This window comes from Vibrio sp. 2130-1 (assembly GCF_033339515.1).
Genome location: NZ_JAWOUT010000002.1, coordinates 183,202 through 202,183 on the forward strand (window position 1 = coordinate 183,202; position 18,982 = coordinate 202,183).

Sequence of the window (18,982 nt, forward strand, 5' to 3'; positions counted from 1 at the left end):
TTCTTGTTGGTGTAACCTAAAAAGTCAGATTACTTATCTTGGCTGAGCCCCATCAATGCTTGTTGTGTTTCTGCAACACGCTGAGACATATGATGATCGGTTGAAATACCAAGTTGTTGCTTTGCCTCGTCCTCTGAGATGCCTAGGTGACAACGTAGTAAATCAATAGCCATTTGATAGTCGTTAGTTTCTACCATGGTTTTTCCCTCAATACATGGAGTTTTTGAGCTCACCCAATGCACTTTTTGCAATGTACTTAGAGTGGCTCTGTTTTGTTCATCTCATTTGAATTTAGCATGTCCATGTAGCCGCACAATAAGACCAAAGTCTATAGCAGAGCTAACGTACTGTTTTTGGTCTATTAAAAAATTTCTAGCTAAGTTGCTAAGAGGTGATAGATTTAACACCAAGATCATCTATCAATAGATGATGGGTAGCTCAGAGCTTATTTTATCATTTTGATAAATGTATATGAACGGAGGTTCCAGCTCCTACCAAAGCATGTTTTGAAATCGCTTGAATCAAATATTTCAGTCCCGAAAACAAATGTTGCAATTTATTGCTTAACCTTGTTTTTATCGCGGATAGACTATATCTATAACGCACGGAACATGAAAATCAACGGAATTGGCTTTTATAGCGATTACCATTTGTTCCTTATAACAATCCGTTTTAAAAAAACGATAAGCTTCCTCGGAGAAAAGTAATGAAGCGAATTATGTTATTCCTAGCAACTAACCTAGCTGTCGTGCTAGTGCTTAGTGTTGTTCTGAATATTGTTTACGCTGTAACTGGAATGCAACCAGGCAGTCTGTCAGGTTTACTTGTAATGGCTGCTGTATTTGGTTTTGGTGGCGCATTTATTTCGTTGATGATGTCAAAGGGTATGGCGCTACGCTCGGTTGGTGGTATGGTCATTGAAAGCCCGCGCAACGAAACGGAGCATTGGTTAGTCGAAACTGTGGGTCGTCAAGCTCAACAAGTGGGTATTGGTATGCCAACGGTGGCTATTTATGATTCACCAGATATCAATGCATTTGCGACAGGTGCAAAACGAGATGACTCTCTTGTCGCAGTTTCTACTGGTCTTTTACACAATATGACTCGTGATGAGGCAGAGGCAGTACTTGCACACGAAGTGAGCCATATTGCAAATGGTGATATGGTCACGATGACGTTGATGCAAGGTGTCGTGAACACGTTTGTTATCTTCCTATCACGCTTTATTGCCAATATCGTGGCATCGAACGATGATGAAGAAGGCCAAGGTACAAATATGATGGTTTACTTTGGCGTATCCATGGTGCTTGAACTGGTATTTGGTTTCCTAGCTAGCTTCTTGACTATGTGGTACAGCCGTCATCGCGAATTCCACGCGGACGCAGGTGCTGCGCGCCTCGTTGGCAAAGAAAAAATGATTGCGGCTCTAGAGCGTTTGAAGGTGAGTCATGAATCTCAACTGGATGGCACCATGATGGCGTTTGGTATCAATGGCAAGCAGTCGCTGACTGAGCTACTAATGAGCCACCCTCCGCTAGATAAACGTATTGCAGCGTTGCGAGGCCAGCAATACTAATTGTTCCTACTTAAATAATTGTTAATCTGCTGAAAAGGCTTGGTTTTGACCAAGCCTTTTTTTTCGCCGATTGATCGCGTGCGAACTTCATCACGTACTACTTACAGAAATAAAGTTATACAAAATTATTTTTGTACAACTTTGGAGGAATGAACTATTTTGTACATATAATAATTTTGTACAACTTAATGGGCGTGTAGGAGTAAAAAATGGACATACAGTCTGTTGGCAATATCTATCAAAAGCTCAACAAAGCGAACTTACATCTGCTTAAGGATATATATCACCAAGATGTAGTATTTGAGGACGCAGCGCATCGTTTAGAAGGATGGCCAGCACTTTCGGATTATTTCACCTCATTATATGCCAACGTCATCAGTTGTGATTTTGTAATCCATGAGCATCAACAAGTCGGAGATACAGGCTTCCTAACTTGGACAATGGACCTTCAGCATCCCAAACTTCAGAAGGGTGCGCCTATTCTCGTCAATGGTGTTTCGCACCTCAAATTTAGCGAAGGTCAGGTCATTTATCACCGAGACTATTTTGATCTCGGAGAGATGCTCTATGAGCATTTACCATTACTTGGTTCAGTCGTTAAAACCATCAAGCAGAGGTTAGGACAATGAACAACACCATTTTAATCACAGGCGCCACCTCCGGAATAGGAAGACAGCTTGCCCTAGATTACGCGACCTCAGAATGGAATGTGATTGCTTGTGGTCGGAATCAAGATGTTCTTGCAGAACTGGAGGCAGTTTCTTCCAAAATTCATACATTGCAGTTTGATGTGACAAATTATGAGGAAACTCAGCAGGCGCTCTCTAATTTGCCCTTTACGCCAAACACATGGGTTTTTAACGCAGGCGATTGTGAGTACATGGATGAGGGAGTGGTCGACGCGAAACTCATGGCGCGTGTGATGAACGTAAATGTTGTCGGTGTTGCCAACTGCGTTGAAGGCTGCCAAGTACATTTAGAGAGAGGGCACCGCATTGTTATTGTTGGCTCTATCGCATCAGAAGTGGCACTGCCTCGTGCAGAAGCTTACGGCGCATCCAAAGCGGCAGTCAGTTATTTTGCACGCACGCTCGCCGTCGACTTGAAAAAGAAAGGGATCAAAGTGGTAACGGTGTTTCCTGGTTTTGTTGAAACGCCGTTGACTGACAAAAACGACTTTGAAATGCCAATGATCATTTCTACTCAGCAAGCGTCGGACTCTATCAGGAAGCAGTTAGCCGCCAACAAGACCTATATCTATTTCCCAGCGAGATTTACCAGTATTTTACGTTTTATCTCGTTACTTCCATACAGTTGGCAAGCTCGCCTAACTGCTAAACTCGTATCATAAGAAGGAATAAAAATGAAAACAGCAGGAAGAAAGAAGATAGCGATTGTGGGAACGGGAATCTCTGGCCTTACTTGTGGTTATTACTTGCATAAAGAACATGATGTAACGCTTTTTGAAGCGAACGATTACATCGGTGGCCATACTGCAACCGTTGATGTGAGCCTTGATGGTAGAGAATACGCGATAGACACTGGGTTCATCGTCTATAACGATCGTACGTACCCTAATTTCATTAAAATGATGAGCGAGATTGGCGTTGAAGGTCTGCCGACTCAAATGAGCTTCAGTGTCAGAAACGATGGGAACGGACTAGAGTACAACGGCCACACAGTATCGACATTGTTTGCTCAAAAACGTAACTGGGCAAACCCTAAATTTTATCGATTTATCTTCGAGATACTTCGTTTCAATAAACTTGCCAAGCGCTTCGCTAGCGAGCAATCTTCGCACTCTCAGACGTTAGGTGAGTTCCTTGACGAACACAAATTCAGTGCTTTTTTTACCGATAACTACATATTACCGATGGGTGCTGCGATTTGGTCGTCGACTTTAGCTGACATGCGCGAATTCCCTCTTATGTTCTTCTTACGTTTCTTCCTCAACCACGGTCTGCTAGATGTGACTAACCGACCACAATGGTATGTGATTAAAGGTGGTTCACGTTCATACATTCCACCATTGACCAAAGGCTTTGCCGAGAATATTCGTCTTAATAGTCCTGTCGAAAAAGTGGTTCGCAACGAAAAAGGGGTTGGCGTTCAAGTTCGCGGAGAAACGCATTGGTTTGATGACGTTATCTTTGCTTGTCACAGTGATCAAGCAATGAGAATGCTAGAGGATATCAGCCCAATTGAGCAGGAAATCTTGGGGGATATGACATACCAAGCAAATGAAGTTGTTCTTCATACCGACTCTGCCGTACTACCAAAACGTAAGGCAGCATGGGCATCATGGAACTACCTATTGGAAGGCAGTGAAGAGCAACAGCAACGCCTCCCTTCGCTCACTTATAACATGAACATTCTTCAGCATATTCAATCAGAACACACGTTTTGTGTAACGTTGAATAGTACTGAGCAAATTAACTCAAATAAAGTCTTGCGTTCGTTCACTTATCATCATCCAGTATTCACCACTGAGTCTATTGCAGCGCAGCAGCGCAAAAATGAGATACAGGGTAAACAAAGTACCTGGTTCTGCGGCGCTTATTGGTACAACGGTTTTCATGAAGATGGCGTGCGTAGCGCGCTTGATGTTGTGAAAGAACTAGAAGAAAAGTACCGCGAACAAAATGTGGTTCCTTTCGAAAAAGGCGCAGCGTGATATGGATAGCCAAATGAACAGCCGATTGTTTATAGGCAACGTTCGTCACCGTCGATTCACGCCGGTGAATCATGAGTTGAACTACTCTTTATTTATGCCCGCCATTGATGTAGACGAGATCGATGCTTTAGAGAAAAAAGTATGGGGTTTTGGTTCGCGTTGGTGGCATTGGGCTCGCTTCAAGCGCAGTGATTACATTGGTGAAGGTAGCGTCAAGTCGGCAGTGCACAGCAAAATTGAAGAACTGACAGGTGTTCGCTGTACCGGCAAGGTAATCGCAGTCTGTCACTTGCGTTATCTAGGACTTTATTTCAGTCCCGTTAATTTCTACTACGTTTATAACGCGGAAGGAGAATGGAAGTATCTCCTCGCAGAGGTGAGTAACACTCCTTGGAATGAACGACATTACTACGTGGTGTCAGCAGATAAAGAAGAAGAAAAGTTTGGTTGGGAACAAGTTAAAGCATTCCATGTTTCACCATTCAACCCGATTGACCAACTCTACCGCTGGAGAATTAAACCTTTGACAGACAAGTTGAATATTCATCTTGAATGTCACAAAGGAGAGAAACACTTTGATGCCACCATGGTTATGAAAGCCAAGCCACTTTCAAGCAAAACCTTATTGAGGTGTTTGATCGTTACACCAATACAAACGGTAAAAGTAATGGTTGGTATTTATTGGCACGCATTAAAACTTTGGGTGAAAGGCGCACCTTTTTATTCTCATCCTAAATATTCAACGCATGAAGAAATAGAAGCCGATACTGAAAAAACAGACAAAAAAAATAAAAAGCACAAGGAGAATTCTGCATGTTAAATACTAGTTCTATGACATTGCCGCGTAAATTGACGACAACGCAAAAAGCGGCTCGCGGAGTTATTTTTCAATGTCTGCAAAAAATGGAAATCGGCTGCTTAACAGTTATTGAAAGTTTTAAGACGGAAACGACAGAGCGAAGCGAGCGTTTTAGTGCGCCAAATGGGGAGTACAGTGGTCAACCTGTTGTCGCTACTATAGAGGTAAAACATCCAGGCTTTTATTCACGGATCTTGCAGGGCGGCAGTATTGCTGCTGGTGAGGCTTATATGGATGGGTGGTGGGATAGCCCCGATTTAACCTCATTAATGAAACTGATGGCCCTTAACATGCGTGCTCTAGATAAACTCGAAGAGCAAGGCAGTTGGTTGACTAAAATACTGTACAAGTTCAGTCATTGGTCAAACAGAAACTCTGAAGAGAACTCACGTAAAAATATCCATGCGCATTACGACTTGGGTAACAACCTATACGAAGCGTTCCTTGACACCAATATGCTGTACTCGTCGGCGCTTTACAATCATGCGGATGACTCTCTAGAGCAGGCTCAAATCAACAAAATGGATCGTCTATGTCAGCAACTTGAGCTGAAGCCCACTGATCATGTTGTTGAAATTGGCACTGGGTGGGGCGCTATGGCGATTTACATGGCAGAACAATACGGTTGTCAGGTCACCACAACAACGATATCTGAAGAGCAACACGCGTACGCGGAGCAAAAAATCAAAGAGCGTGGCTTAGAAGACAAAATCACTCTACTCAAAGAAGATTACCGAAACCTAACCGGAACTTATGACAAGCTCGTTTCTATTGAAATGATTGAAGCTGTGGGCAAACAATTCCTGCCTTCGTACATTAAGGTCTGTGAGTCTTTATTAAAGTCCGGTGGCTTGATGGCGATTCAAGCGATTACGATTGCCGATCAGCGTTACGATTACTACAGTAACAACGTCGACTTTATCCAAAAGTACATTTTCCCGGGTGGTTTTTTACCGTCGGTAACCTCACTAACCCAAGCCACAACAAAATACAGTGACTTAGTGACGCGAGACTTGTTCGATATTGGTTTGGACTACGCTAAGACGCTGAATGAATGGCACCTACGTTTTAATCGAGCAGAGGGTGAAGTGCGCTCATTTGGCTACGACGACCGCTTTGTGCGTATGTGGCGCTACTATTTGAGCTACTGTGAAGGTGGCTTTTTGGCTCGCACGATCAGTGCCGTTCACATGACGTTTCAACGCCCGTAGTTCGTTATGAAGGTGTTTCTTGCTTCGACATGGTTCCAACTCTGCTGGTTTGCAGCGGTGCTTGGAACCTATCAATGGCAATGGGTGACGTTATTCCTTACTTTGGCAACCCTACTATATTGTTTGAAAACTGACGCATCTTCGCTCAAAAGTATTGGTGTTATCGCCACGATTGGTCTCGTGCTTGATACATTAAATCAGCAATTTTCAATTTTCATGTTTGCCACTCAATGGTTACCCCTTTGGCTTTTGTGCCTTTGGATTCTGTTCGCCTGGTATGCCTATCAACTCAAGTCAATTTTGTACCGTTTCCCAAAAACCTACGTATCAATAGTAGGCGGTATCGGAGGAACAGCGAGCTACTTTGCTGGCTATAAGCTCCAAGCCGTTGAATTTGGATTTAGCACTGGCGCTACACTGTCAATGTTGTTTGTCGAATGGTGCGTCATGATGCTCTTGATACTCAAGGTGTACGGAAATGAAAAGCTTGAAGAGAGACTTAACTCAGAGACTGACTAGGCTGCTTGCGTTGGTAATAGTAACTGGCTCTTTTGCTCTGCAAGCTCAACCTGTTGGAAATAGCGAAGCTGCCAGCAACATTGCGAATTGGAAGGGATGGAAAACTGTTGGAGAAGCCCAACTTACTTGGTTCATCTTCGATATTTATCACTCAAGATTAAAAGCGCCTGATGGAAAGTTCATCGTAAGCGATGACGTATCGCCACATCCCCTTGCGTTGGAAATTAATTACAAGAGAGACATCAGTAAGCAACAGCTGCTTGATGTGACGGATGAGCAGTGGGCGAAATTGGGTTTTACGGACTCATATCGAAAAGCTTGGATCAGCGAGCTCGATCGTATGTTTCCTGATATTCAAAAAGGTGACGAGCTTACTTATCTAACAGATGGAAAATCTGGTCAGCTGTTTTATAAGCAGGTTGGGGACGTGCAAGTAAAGAACGTTGGCATCATTGAAGACGAACGAATGAACGATGCATTTTTGGCTATATGGTTATCACCCAACACAGAATTTCCGAAACTCCGAAAACAATTGATAGGGCAGGTTAGATAGTGTTTAAGCGAATTTTTAAAGCAGCGACTTTAGTGGCAGCTGTTTTTCTTTCGGCATGTTCCGCAGACATTGATAATTACCGCTCTTCTACACCGACTTTTGACGTATTCGGTTATTTCGAAGGCGACATAAAGGCGTGGGGGATGGTGCAAGATTATACCGGACAGCAAACGCGTCGCTTTGAGGTCGATATAGTGGGTACTGTAGCGGGTGATACGCTGACGCTGGTGGAAGACTTCGTGTTTGATGACGGAGAGGTGGACCAGCGAATTTGGGTTATCACTAGATTAGAAGACGGTCGTTATGAAGGTAAGGCAGACGATATTATAGGTGTAGCAACAGGGGAAGAGCAGGGCAATGCGCTACAGTGGCAATATGACTTTGAGCTACAAATGGAGGATTCATCAGTGACAGTTGCTTTTGATGATTGGCTTTATCGTCAGGATGACAGACACGTTTTCAATCTAACGAAAATAAAAAAGTTTGGTGTGGAAGTAGGAACAATAACCTTGTTCTTCCAAAAGCAGCCATAACAAATGGGGCTGATCTTCAATTAATAATCCATTCCATATAACTAAAATCATTTTCTCCCGACCTAACTCTCCTAACTAAAAAAGGTTGACGCTTTCGCGTCAACCTTTTAAGTATCTGGTCGTTACAGGAGTATTACAGCTTATCTGTCAGCTCGATTGCTTGACCGATATAGTTCGCTGGTGTCATCTCTTTCAGACGTGCTTTCTCGTGCTCAGGAAGCTCAAGACCGTCGATGAAGTTACGCATTGCTTCGCCGTCTACACGCTTACCACGAGTTAGCTCTTTCAGCTTCTCGTATGGCTTCTCGATGCCGTAACGACGCATAACGGTTTGTACTGGCTCAGCTAGTACTTCCCAGTTCTTGTCTAGTTCAGCAAGAAGCGCTTCACGGTTTACTTCTAGCTTGCTGATGCCTTTAAGCGTAGAAGTGTAAGCGATGATAGCGTAGCCAACACCAACACCAAGGTTACGTAGAACCGTTGAGTCAGTTAGGTCACGTTGCCAACGAGAGATAGGCAGTTTCTGTGCTAGGTGGCCGAATACAGCGTTCGCAAGACCTAGGTTACCTTCTGAGTTTTCAAAGTCGATTGGGTTAACTTTGTGAGGCATTGTTGAAGAACCGATCTCACCAGCAACAGTTTTTTGCTTGAAGTGGCCTAGTGCAATGTAACCCCAAACGTCACGGTCGAAGTCAATCAGGATAGTGTTGAAACGAGCGATAGCGTCGAACAGCTCAGCGATGTAATCGTGCGGTTCGATTTGAGTTGTGTAAGGGTTCCAAGTTACGCCTAGAGACTCTGTGATGAACTCTTCAGAGAACTTGTGCCAATCTAGTTCTGGGTAAGCAGAAAGGTGTGCGTTGTAGTTACCTACTGCACCGTTGATTTTCGCTAGGATTTCAACGTTTTCGATTTGCTTGAATTGACGCTCCATACGGTACGCCACGTTTGCCATTTCTTTACCCATAGTAGATGGAGAAGCAGGCTGACCGTGTGTACGAGATAGAAGAGGAATGTCGCGGTATTCCACTGCTAGTGCTTTGATAGCGTCGATTAGGTTACGGATTTCTGGAAGAATCACTTTCTCACGCGCTTCTTTAAGCATTAGAGCGTGTGATGTGTTGTTGATGTCTTCAGAAGTACATGCGAAGTGGAAGAACTCGTTTACTGCGTGCAGTTCAGGAACGTCTGCTACTTTCTCTTTTAGGAAGTACTCAACCGCTTTTACGTCGTGGTTAGTTGTACGCTCGATCTCTTTGATACGGCGTGCATCTTCTTCAGAGAAGTTTGCAGCAAGGTCGTCTAGGAATTGGTTTGCTTCTGCGCTAAACGCTGGCACTTCTGCAATTTCAGCAGTAGCAGCAAGCTTTTGTAGCCAGCGGATTTCAACGATAGTACGGTACTTTAGTAGACCGTATTCACTGAAAATTTCGCGTAACGCAATTGTCTTGCTTCCGTAACGGCCGTCTACTGGTGAAACAGCAGTCAATGCTGACAGTTCCATGATGTTCTCCTGAATTGGGTTTCTAAATTTCGTGAGCTTTATACCAATAACTGTGGCAATTGTCACGAATATTGCGCAAACGTTTGCGCGAGATTTGTTTTAGTCGAAAAAAATGAGCTCGCGATAAACGCGAGCTGCTTATTTGATATTTTACTACAGACGAGCAAGAAGGATTTGTGCTTGCTCTACCATCTTCTTGCGCCCGAAGATTAGGTGGCGACGCTTACCACCAACTTGACGCCAAAGAACTGCACTACGAATGCCAGATAACAACAGCGCACGAACTTTGTGTTGGCTTGCCGTCTGCTGCAGTACAGATGGCGTGCCCGTTACTTGAATGCGTGGGCCAATAGGGCTAACGACATCCAGATAGATGCTCGCTAAATTGCTGATCATTTGATCGTCTAGTAGCTCAAAGTGCTCTGACTGACGCTTGGCCATTTGAATACGATCACCAAGCTGAGACATAGCATCGTTACGAGAGCTTAACTTACGTTCTAACGCCATTAAACTAATAATGTAACGAGTAATTTCACTGCCTGATGGTGTGCTATCAATCCCTTTAACCAAGCATTCTAGGCCGAGCTTTAGATCGGCTTCGCGACCGAATACGCCAACTGTGTTAGCAGGGTTCGTGCTCAAAATAGCGTTGATTGATGTTTCAAAAGCATCTTGATCACAATGTCCGTTTCTCGCTACCTGTTGAACTAAAGCAACAGCTTGGCAAATCCCAGCGAAAGCGATAGTACGGTCATAAAGTGTATTCGCCACGTAACGACTCCTAAGCTTGAGAATATTTAATGCGTTGCTCGATGATGCCGCCACCTAGGCACACGTCACCTTTGTAGAACACTGCTGATTGACCTGGAGTTACAGCAATTTGTGGCTCGTCAAAGATAACTTTAATGTTTTCATCATCGATAGGGATGATTGTACAAGGAATATCTTCCTGACGGTAACGAGTTTTCACTGTGCACTTCATAACATCGCGAATTGGCTCACGATCTACCCAATGAAGTTGTGATGCAAGTAGACCTTCTGATTTCAACATTGGATGGTCTTTACCTTGAACAGCAATCAAAACGTTACGTTCTAGATCTTTCTCACCAACGAACCATGGGTCCTCGTTACCACCGCCGCCTTTACGGCCACCAATGTGTAGACCTTTACGCTGACCAAGTGTGTGGTACATCAGGCCTTGGTGTTGACCAATCACTTCGCCTTCTGGAGTCTCGATATTACCCGGTTGAGCAGGAAGGTAACGACCTAGGAATTCCGTAAACTTACGTTCACCGATGAAACAGATACCGGTAGAATCTTTCTTCTTCGCTGTGATCAGGTCTTGCTCTTCTGCGATACGGCGCACTTCTGGCTTCTCTAAATCACCAACAGGGAATAGGCTACGTGCAATCTGCTCGTGGCTTAATGTGTATAGGAAGTAGCTCTGGTCTTTGTTGCCATCTAGACCACGTAGCATTTGTGGTTTTTCCTGTTCTTCCCCAGGTAAAGCGTCTTCTGGGAAAGAACGACGCACATAGTGACCCATTGCGATGTAATCTGCATCAAGCACTTCATCCGCAAATTCTAGAAATGCTTTGAATTTGATTTCTTTGTTACAAAGAATGTCTGGGTTTGGTGTACGACCTGCTTTGTATTCCGCAAGGAAGTATTCAAATACATTATCCCAGTATTCAGCAGCAAAGTTGATAGTGTGTAGGTGGATGCCTAGCTTGTCACATACTGCCTGCGCATCAGCAAGATCTTCTGCTGCTGTACAATATTCTTCGTTGTCATCTTCTTCCCAGTTCTTCATGAAAAGGCCTTCTACTTGGTAGCCTTGCTGCTTTAGAAGATACGCGGAAACAGATGAATCAACGCCGCCGGACATACCGACGATGACTTTCTTTTGGCTGTTATCAGACATTACTAAACACCACTTAAATAAACGGGATGCAGATTCTATCAGAATCCACAGACCGGTGACAGATCCGAGATCGAAATCACAATTCGTTTCGCTGAATTTTTCTTCAAAAAAGATTCGAACGAGTAATTTCGCAAGTATAGAAGAGGTATATATGGCATAGTTGGCCAAAATCCAAGAGGAAACATCAAATGACAGAAGAAAACCAATTTATGCAAGAAAGTGAGTTGATTGAAATTGTTGAAAATCAGCTCGAAGATGGCAACCCGCTTAAAGTAAAAGAAACCCTTATGCGTTTAATGATGACTGGCACACCACGTGAAGATGCGGTTGCGATGATGGCATGTGCGATGTCAATTGAGATTTTTGATGTGATGAAGAATGAAGGTGAGTTCAACCTAAAGCGTTATAGCGAGCACCTTGAGCAACTACCAGATCTCAGCTTTATGGAAGGTGAATAAGCCACCTAAAAGAAAAAAGTAGTCAGCAAACGTTTGCTATAATCGCTTTTATTGCTGCTTTATTATTAGCGGTATAGAATCCGCTCTCCTTTTCATCCCCTTACTCAGACTGACAATATGAAATTTCCTGGACAACGCAAATCGAAGCACTATTTTCCTGTTCATGCTCGTGACCCGCTGGTGAGCCAAGCACAAGAAAGCAAGAAGATGACGCGCACTCACATCATTGGTATTGACCAAACCTTGGTTGATATTGAAGCAAAAGTTACAACGGATGTGATTGAAAAGTACGGTCTGAGTAAAGGTCACTCTCTGGTTATCGATGACGAAAGAGCAGAAGAGTTATACCAGCAACTGAAAGAAGAGAACTTGATTACCAATGAGTATGCGGGCGGTACAATTGGTAACACGCTACATAACTACTCCGTGCTAGCGGATGACCGCTCCACACTACTTGGAGTGATGAGCCAGGATATTAAGATTGGCAGCTACGGTTACCGTTATCTTTGTAATACATCAAGCCGCATGGACTTGAACTACCTACAAGGTGTAGATGGTGCAATTGGCCGTTGTTTTGCTCTTATCACAGAAGACGGTGAACGTACTTTTGCTATCAGCGAAGGGCAAATGAACCAACTCCATCCTGATAGCATTCCAGAGAAAATCTTTAAAAATGCATCAGCACTTGTACTGACGTCATATCTAGTACGTTGCAAAGACGGCGACCCAATGCCGGAAGCAACAATGAAAGCGATTGAGTACGCGAAAAAGAATGATGTGCCTGTTGTTCTGACTTTAGGCACAAAGTTTGTTATTCAAGATGACCCTAAATATTGGCAAGAATTCATTCGAGATAACGTTTCAGTCGTTGCGATGAATGAAGATGAAGCAGAAGCTCTGACGGGGGAATCTGATCCACTTGCTGCGTCTGATAAAACATTGGAGTGGGCTGATCTAGTATTGTGCACGGCGGGTCCTGTAGGTCTATTTATGGCTGGGTATACGGAAGATAGCGCGAAGCGCGAAACTTCTTTGCCATTACTTCCAGGGTCAATTGCTGAATTTAATCGTTATGAATTCAGTCGTCCGGCGAAAAAAGACTCATGCGAGACGCCAATAAAAGTGTACTCGCATATCTCGCCATATATGGGTGGCCCAGAAAAAATTAAGAATACAAATGGCGCAGGTGATGCTGCGTTATCTGCTGTTCTTCATGATATGGCAGCAAATAAATACCATAAAGAAAATGTGCCTAATTCAAGCAAGCACAGTAACGAGTATTTAACTTACTCTTCTTTTTCTCAAGTCTGCAAATACGCAAACCGTGCTAGCTACGAAGTTCTCGTGCAACATTCACCACGATTGTCGCGCGGACTTCCTGAGCGAGAAGATAGCCTAGAAGAAGCATACTGGGAACGTTAATACGAAGCGGTTTAATTAACTATTCTGTAACTAAAGTAAAAGGCACATTAAGAAATGTGCCTTTTTTTTGTAATGGTTTAAATAAAAAAGGCTCCCTATGGGAGCCTTTTAAAAATAGCATGGATCTAGATTAGGAACTCATCCAGAGATTTACCTGCATCAAGTTGCTCTTGAATCGCCGAAGGTGTACGACCTTGGCCAGTCCAAGTTTTCTCATTACCGTTTGAATCTGTGTATTTGTATTTAGCAGGGCGAGGTGCGCGCTTCGCTTTGCCTTTCGTCTTAGTTTCGCCAGATAGCGCAGTAATAAGTGCTTCTACGTCAATACCGTCTTGAGCGATTTTCTCAGCAATCTCTGCAAGCTTAGCTTCTTGCTCTGCTTGTGCTGCGCGTTCTGCTTCTTCTGCTTCACGACGCTCATCTACGACAGTAGTGAGTTTATCTAGAGCTTCTTCCAATTGTTCTAGAGTCAGCTCACGAGAAAATGCACGAAGGCTACGGATATTTAGAAGGGTTTTAGTCAGCTCTGACATAACGATTCCTATTAAAAGGTTAATGTGTTGGGCACTTTTTATCGTTACGATTAAATAATGCCAATCTATAAATAAACAAAGAGTCCTTATATTTAACTTTATCTTTTCCTTATGTGCAAATGCTAAATCAAGATTTTGTTTAAATTTGACTATTTTTTAAAGCAATTAATATTATTACACTCGAAATAAATCATTATTAGATGAGAACTAAAATCAACAATCATTATTGTATAGAGAGAGCGACAGCTTGGTTTTTTATAAAAAAATTTGAGTTATTACTTAAAAATATGAAGCATCCATCTTTAATGGTGTGTCATATATCCTTAATTTATTGATGTAAGATAAACCATGATATTTCTAAGGTAGTAATAATGTTTCATAAATAACATGATTGATGTGATTTCAGTTGCACAAAACTTATGGAAGTAGGCAAGGTTTATAAATTATCTCAGTCATTATTTATTTGTTTAATTTAGTTTGATGTGTTGCATTGACTCTCATCATAAGTACAATGGCTGCCACCTGATGCAATATTGCAGACAATTTGTTGTTAATTTGTACAGTTAGTGGTTAATTGTTTGTTGTTGCCGTAGAGGCGCGGTCTCGAAGAGTAGCTATTATTGGGGTGATGCCAATGAATAATAGTGGAAGGCGAAGATTGCCGAAGTAAGTAACTCATCAAAGTTACTTGCTGGGGTTGTATCTGAAAGGAACAACACTGCCATAGTATATATTCACATTAAACTATGGAGCGCTACTGTAGGGTTGGGTGGAGTGTTCGCTTCCCTGTCGCTAAGTTCAACATGAGCACGTATCGTATGCTACGTGACTTGTCTGCAGTAGATCTCTAGCCAAACTTTGGTTTTTGAAGATCATGAATTTAATAGATTTTTCTAGTTCTCCTGTTTCATTATTGCCACCTATTGTCGCTTTGACTTTGGCGATTTTGACTCGACGTGTATTAGTTTCCTTGGGTGTAGGTATCGTGCTAGGTGCGGTGCTACTTAATAGCTGGTCTATCAGCGACACCGCAGGTTACGTCAGTTCTCAAGTTTCTTCTGTCTTTATTGAAGATGGCGGAATTAACACTTGGAACATGAGCATTGTTGGTTTCCTAATCTTATTAGGTATGACAACAGCTTTATTAACGCTTTCTGGCGGTACTCGTGCTTTTGCTGAATGGGCACAATCTCGAGTGAAGAGTAAACGCGGCTCCAAACTTCTTGCCGCCTTTTTAGGCGTATTCATTTTTGTCGATGATTACTTTAATAGCCTTGCTGTTGGTGCGATCTCTCGCCCAGTAACCGATCGCTTTTATGTGTCTCGCGCTAAGCTTGCGTACATTCTAGACTCAACCGCTGCTCCAATGTGTGTAATTATGCCTGCTTCTAGCTGGGGTGCTTACATTATTACTATTATTGGCGGGATCTTAGTCTCACATGGGATCACAGAGTATTCGGCTCTTGGCGCATATGTTCGTCTTATCCCAATGAACTTCTACGCCGTTTTTGCGCTGCTAATGGTGTTCGCTGTTGCGTGGTTTGGTCTTGATATTGGTAAAATGCGTGAGCATGAGATCTCTGCATCGCAAGGTCGTGGCTTTGATAAAGACAAAGAAAATGACTCGCAAGAAGCGCATGACCTAAATGAAGAGCTAGATATCCGTGAAAGTGAAAAGGGTAAAGTGTCAGATTTGATACTTCCTATCGTGACGCTGATTATCGCGACTATCGCTTCAATGCTTTACACGGGTGGCCAAGCATTGGCTGCTGATGGTAAAGAATTTGCGCTTCTTGGTGCTTTTGAAAATACAGATGTAGGTACATCACTAATCTACGGTAGCTTGCTTGGCTTAGCAGTTGCACTGTTTACTGTTGTGAAGCAAGGTCTACCAATGGCTGAGATCGCACGTACACTTTGGATTGGTGCTAAGTCTATGTTTGGTGCGATTCTAATCTTAGTATTTGCCTGGACCATTGGTTCTGTTATCGGTGATATGAAGACTGGTACTTACCTTTCGACAATGGCGCAGGGAAATATCAACCCTCATTGGCTCCCAGTTATCTTATTCCTGCTGTCTGGCCTGATGGCGTTCTCAACAGGTACTTCATGGGGTACGTTCGGCATCATGCTTCCAATCGCCGGAGACATGGCTGGTGCAACAGACGTAGCGCTAATGCTACCGATGTTGAGTGCGGTTTTAGCTGGTGCGGTATTTGGTGACCATTGTTCACCAATCTCAGATACGACTATCTTGTCATCGACGGGTGCACGTTGTAACCACATTGATCACGTATCAACACAGCTACCTTATGCATTATCAGTCGCGCTTGTTTCATGCGTGGGCTTTATTGCCCTTGGTATGACTGCTTCAATTGCGTTTTCGTTCATTGCAGCGTCGATAACATTCGTTATCGTTTGCGCTATTTTGTCATGGCTTTCAAAGTCTAAAATAGCGTCTTGCCAGAGTGCGTAAGTTGTTTTGAATAGATTCGTTACAGAGGGAAGCTCCGCTAATTTAGCGGAGCTTTTTTTTAACGCGACTTAGGTGAGGGGGGCAATCGCGTTTTTGGGGATAAAAGTCTCGTGTTAAGAGCGAATTGTTTGTGTACCGAGCTCTCCTTGATGGGCTGTAATGGAAAAGCAATCCATCTTCTTCTTAGTTCTAAGCAAAGACTATGCCCATTTTAAGCTTTTGATTTTTAATACAGCAAAATCCGCATGGTTGCGATGCAGAGTTAACTAAATGATATCTAAAGAGTTACCTGTTACACAGTGTTACGTTACACCTATACAGTATTTAAACATTTAAGTTGTATTTCTTTATTAATCGATAAAGCGTTGTTCTTGAAATGCCGAGGTGACGTGCAGCCGCACTCATATTGTGTTTATTTTCTTCGATAGCTTGCAGTAGGTAGTCGAGATCAATTTGGTCCACAGAAGGGAGCAATTGCCTCTCATTGTTATCAAGGCCCAAGTCAGCGACGAGAAGCGTGTGATCTTCACACATGACAATTGCTCGTTGGATGACATTACGCAGTTCTCTTACGTTGCCTGGCCAACGATGTTTGAGGAGCTTGGCTTTTACCTTATCAGACATTTTTTGTACCTGACCATGAGACAGATCTGCTAGGAAGTGTTCAGATAAAATAATAATGTCTTTTCCACGCTTTCTCAGTGGAGGGATAGTTAATGGCAATATATTAAGCCGATAGAATAGATCTTCACGAAATCCTCCTTGTACGACCTCATTTTTCAAATCCACGTGGCTTGCTGCAATGACCCTACAGTCCACGTCAATGAATTTATCCGCTCCGACTTTATGGATTTGTTTACTCTCCAAAAAGTGAAGGAGGTGGATTTGTAGGTCTGGTGGCATGTCACCAATTTCATCAAGAAATAGGGTGCCTTTATGTGCCTTTTGAATAAAACCTATACGCTCTGAGATTGCGCCTGTAAATGCTCCTTTTTCATGGCCGAAAAGCTCGGATGCAATAAGACCACTTGGAATGGCTCCACAGTTGACTTCCACAAAAGGTGCTGAGTGTCTGTTCGACAATTGATGAATAAGGCGAGCGCAAAGACCTTTCCCAACACCAGTTTCACCCTGAATGAGGACTTCAGCATCACATTGAGCGTACTTTTGTATTGCAGTACGAAGTTCTTGGATACAGGCACTATTGCCGATCAACGGGTATAGTGCCGTATCGTCGAAATCTACAGCTTGTTTATTACTACCGTTACGCAGTTTCATTGTTAATCACTATTTTTTGCCCCGCTCTAATAATAGTTTTGAATGAATTGTCTCAAACGTGAGTTGTTGTCTCTTTATTGAGAAAAGTGTCAATTAATGGGTTGGGTACGGTCTAAATAGTTGATTTGGTGGATATTCATACTATTCTTCGTTTTCTTCGTCAGAGTAGAGCTGATTGGAGGTGTTCTTTCTACCAGAGTATTCAATATGGAAAAGAATTTAATTTCATTTAAATCAATATCTTGTGAAAAATATTTAGAAAATATTCAATTGAGTATTGAAAAATATAGAATCCTTAGTTAGTGTGGTTACTAACAAAGCAACTCAAAAAGAGCCTTAAATAAGTATGCGTAATTTTGTAATGAACATTCATCACCATCATCACCCAATCTAGTCTTTCGGGCGATGTACGCATACCCGGGAGGCAGGAAACTCCCGGAGGTAAAATCAAAGTAAAAGCAGATTTTAAACCCTCGGGAGACTTCAATCTCCCGAGGGTTTTTTAGTTTTATTAGTTTGAAAAATACTTAGATATCAAAATCTTGCATAGGGACAAAGCAATGCAAACACAACGTTTAAGAATCGCAATTCAGAAAAAAGGTCGTCTTAGCAAAGAGAGTCAAGCTCTACTAAAACAGTGCGGCGTAAAGTTCAACGTAATGGGCGAGCGTTTAGTTGTCCATTCTGAAAATATGCCAATTGATTTACTCTTGGTTCGTGACGACGACATCCCAGGTTTAATTATGGATGGCGTGGTTGACCTTGGCTTTATTGGCGAAAATGAACTAGAAGAAGTTCGCCTTGACCGCAAAGCATTAGGTGAACCCTGCGAGTTTGTTCAGCTTCGTCGACTTGATTTTGGTGGCTGTCGTTTATCTATCGCAATCGACAAGGACGAAGAGTACAACGGTCCACAAGACTTAGCTGGCAAGCGTATTGCTACAACGTATCCTCAACTTCTAAAAGCGTACATGGATGAAGCCGGCGTTCCATTCTCTACATGTATGCTGACAGGCTCTGTAGAAGTTGCGCCTCGTGCGGGTCTCGCTGATGCTATCGCTGATTTGGTTTCTACAGGTGCAACACTGGAAGCGAACGGCCTTAAAGAAGCTGAAATTATCTTCAAATCAAAAGCGACATTGATTCAACGCACAGGTGAGTTCGACGCAGACAAAGTGGCGCTAATCGAAAAGCTGTTAACTCGCATGCAAGGCGTACAACAAGCAAAAGAATCTAAGTACATTATGCTTCACGCCCCAGCAGAGAAGTTAGATCAAATTAAAGCACTACTGCCAGGTGCTGAAGATCCAACTGTTCTTCCTCTTTCTGCAGATAAGCAGAAAATGGCTGTTCACTTGGTGAGTTCTGAAAACCTGTTCTGGGAAACAATGGAACAGCTGAAAGAGTTGGGCGCAAGTTCAATTCTTGTTCTACCAATTGAAAAAATGATGGAGTAAGCATC

The 18,982-nt window shown here is 42.9% G+C and carries 19 protein-coding genes, 1 riboswitch and 1 other annotated feature; of the genes, 13 read left to right on the forward strand and 6 right to left on the reverse strand.

Annotated elements, in window-relative coordinates:
• Positions 1-29 precede the first annotated feature (29 nt).
• Positions 30-197 (reverse strand): hypothetical protein, encoded by a 168-nt coding sequence (locus tag R7Q09_RS03395; RefSeq protein WP_005378215.1) that lies wholly within the window; start codon positions 195-197, stop codon positions 30-32.
• Between the two features lie 509 nt (positions 198-706).
• On the opposite strand from R7Q09_RS03395, the gene htpX reads away from it, so the two are divergent.
• The 9 genes from htpX (at position 707) to R7Q09_RS03440 (ending at position 7,925) form a co-directional block, all read left to right on the forward strand.
• Positions 707-1,576 carry a protease HtpX gene (gene htpX / locus R7Q09_RS03400; RefSeq protein WP_005388085.1) on the forward strand — a complete coding sequence of 290 codons (870 nt, stop codon included), beginning with the start codon at positions 707-709 and terminating at the stop codon, positions 1,574-1,576.
• Between the two features lie 209 nt (positions 1,577-1,785).
• Complete coding sequence (locus R7Q09_RS03405) at positions 1,786-2,205, forward strand: nuclear transport factor 2 family protein (RefSeq protein ID WP_005378211.1); 420 nt, start codon at positions 1,786-1,788, stop codon at positions 2,203-2,205.
• Positions 2,202-2,927: an SDR family oxidoreductase gene (locus R7Q09_RS03410; RefSeq protein ID WP_054577961.1), complete on the forward strand. Its 726-nt coding sequence runs from the start codon at positions 2,202-2,204 to the stop codon at positions 2,925-2,927. Before R7Q09_RS03405 ends, R7Q09_RS03410 begins: the two co-directional genes overlap by 4 nt.
• Before the next feature lie 12 nt (positions 2,928-2,939).
• Positions 2,940-4,250, forward strand: coding sequence for an NAD(P)/FAD-dependent oxidoreductase (locus R7Q09_RS03415; RefSeq protein ID WP_318070508.1), 1,311 nt, complete (start codon positions 2,940-2,942; stop codon positions 4,248-4,250).
• Between the two features lies 1 nt (position 4,251).
• Entirely contained in the window at positions 4,252-5,070 is an 819-nt protein-coding gene (locus tag R7Q09_RS03420) for a DUF1365 domain-containing protein (protein WP_025766884.1), read from the forward strand.
• A complete protein-coding gene (locus tag R7Q09_RS03425) occupies positions 5,064-6,320 on the forward strand; it encodes an SAM-dependent methyltransferase (RefSeq protein ID WP_005388080.1) in 1,257 nt (418 codons plus the stop codon). The genes R7Q09_RS03420 and R7Q09_RS03425 overlap by 7 nt, the downstream gene beginning before the upstream one ends.
• A gap of 6 nt (positions 6,321-6,326) precedes the next feature.
• Positions 6,327-6,839, forward strand: a complete 513-nt coding sequence (locus tag R7Q09_RS03430; RefSeq protein WP_318070509.1) for a DUF2878 domain-containing protein — start codon at positions 6,327-6,329, stop codon at positions 6,837-6,839.
• Entirely contained in the window at positions 6,799-7,392 is a 594-nt protein-coding gene (locus R7Q09_RS03435) for a chalcone isomerase family protein (RefSeq protein WP_017821712.1), read from the forward strand. Before R7Q09_RS03430 ends, R7Q09_RS03435 begins: the two co-directional genes overlap by 41 nt.
• Positions 7,392-7,925: a DUF3833 domain-containing protein gene (locus tag R7Q09_RS03440; protein ID WP_137281853.1), complete on the forward strand. Its 534-nt coding sequence runs from the start codon at positions 7,392-7,394 to the stop codon at positions 7,923-7,925. Before R7Q09_RS03435 ends, R7Q09_RS03440 begins: the two co-directional genes overlap by 1 nt.
• 133 nt (positions 7,926-8,058) lie before the next feature.
• On the opposite strand, the gene purB is transcribed toward R7Q09_RS03440, so the two are convergent.
• The 3 genes from purB to mnmA form a co-directional block, all read right to left on the reverse strand.
• Entirely contained in the window at positions 8,059-9,429 is a 1,371-nt protein-coding gene (gene purB, locus R7Q09_RS03445; RefSeq protein ID WP_213962621.1) for an adenylosuccinate lyase, read from the reverse strand.
• 153 nt (positions 9,430-9,582) lie between these two features.
• Positions 9,583-10,200, reverse strand: a complete 618-nt coding sequence (hflD, locus tag R7Q09_RS03450; protein WP_005378194.1) for a high frequency lysogenization protein HflD — start codon at positions 10,198-10,200, stop codon at positions 9,583-9,585.
• 10 nt (positions 10,201-10,210) lie between these two features.
• Positions 10,211-11,353, reverse strand: a complete 1,143-nt coding sequence (mnmA, locus tag R7Q09_RS03455; protein WP_318070510.1) for a tRNA 2-thiouridine(34) synthase MnmA — start codon at positions 11,351-11,353, stop codon at positions 10,211-10,213.
• 188 nt (positions 11,354-11,541) lie between these two features.
• On the opposite strand from mnmA, the gene R7Q09_RS03460 reads away from it, so the two are divergent.
• Both R7Q09_RS03460 and R7Q09_RS03465 read left to right on the forward strand, forming a co-directional pair.
• The gene (locus R7Q09_RS03460) at positions 11,542-11,811 is read left to right on the forward strand and encodes a hypothetical protein (protein WP_005378190.1); all 270 of its coding nucleotides are present in this window, start codon (positions 11,542-11,544) and stop codon (positions 11,809-11,811) included.
• Positions 11,812-11,928: 117 nt separating this feature from the next.
• Complete coding sequence (locus tag R7Q09_RS03465; RefSeq protein ID WP_005378187.1) at positions 11,929-13,233, forward strand: inosine/guanosine kinase; 1,305 nt, start codon at positions 11,929-11,931, stop codon at positions 13,231-13,233.
• Positions 13,234-13,358: 125 nt separating this feature from the next.
• Here the strand turns inward: R7Q09_RS03465 and R7Q09_RS03470 are convergent, their stop codons facing one another.
• A complete protein-coding gene (locus R7Q09_RS03470; RefSeq protein WP_005378185.1) occupies positions 13,359-13,766 on the reverse strand; it encodes an H-NS family nucleoid-associated regulatory protein in 408 nt (135 codons plus the stop codon).
• A gap of 582 nt (positions 13,767-14,348) precedes the next feature.
• A riboswitch (Lysine riboswitch) is annotated at positions 14,349-14,531 on the forward strand.
• Positions 14,532-14,640: 109 nt separating this feature from the next.
• On the opposite strand from R7Q09_RS03470, the gene tet(35) reads away from it, so the two are divergent.
• On the forward strand, positions 14,641-16,242 hold the full coding sequence (gene tet(35), locus R7Q09_RS03475) for a tetracycline efflux Na+/H+ antiporter family transporter Tet(35) (RefSeq protein ID WP_005378182.1): 1,602 nt from the start codon (positions 14,641-14,643) through the stop codon (positions 16,240-16,242).
• Positions 16,243-16,566: 324 nt separating this feature from the next.
• Here tet(35) and R7Q09_RS03480 read toward each other — a convergent pair whose 3' ends face one another.
• Complete coding sequence (locus R7Q09_RS03480) at positions 16,567-17,520, reverse strand: sigma-54 interaction domain-containing protein (protein WP_005388056.1); 954 nt, start codon at positions 17,518-17,520, stop codon at positions 16,567-16,569.
• Between the two features lie 369 nt (positions 17,521-17,889).
• Positions 17,890-18,027: a sequence feature (His leader region), on the forward strand.
• Positions 18,028-18,080: 53 nt separating this feature from the next.
• On the opposite strand from R7Q09_RS03480, the gene hisG reads away from it, so the two are divergent.
• Positions 18,081-18,977: an ATP phosphoribosyltransferase gene (gene hisG / locus R7Q09_RS03485; RefSeq protein WP_005378180.1), complete on the forward strand. Its 897-nt coding sequence runs from the start codon at positions 18,081-18,083 to the stop codon at positions 18,975-18,977.
• Positions 18,978-18,982 lie beyond the last annotated feature (5 nt).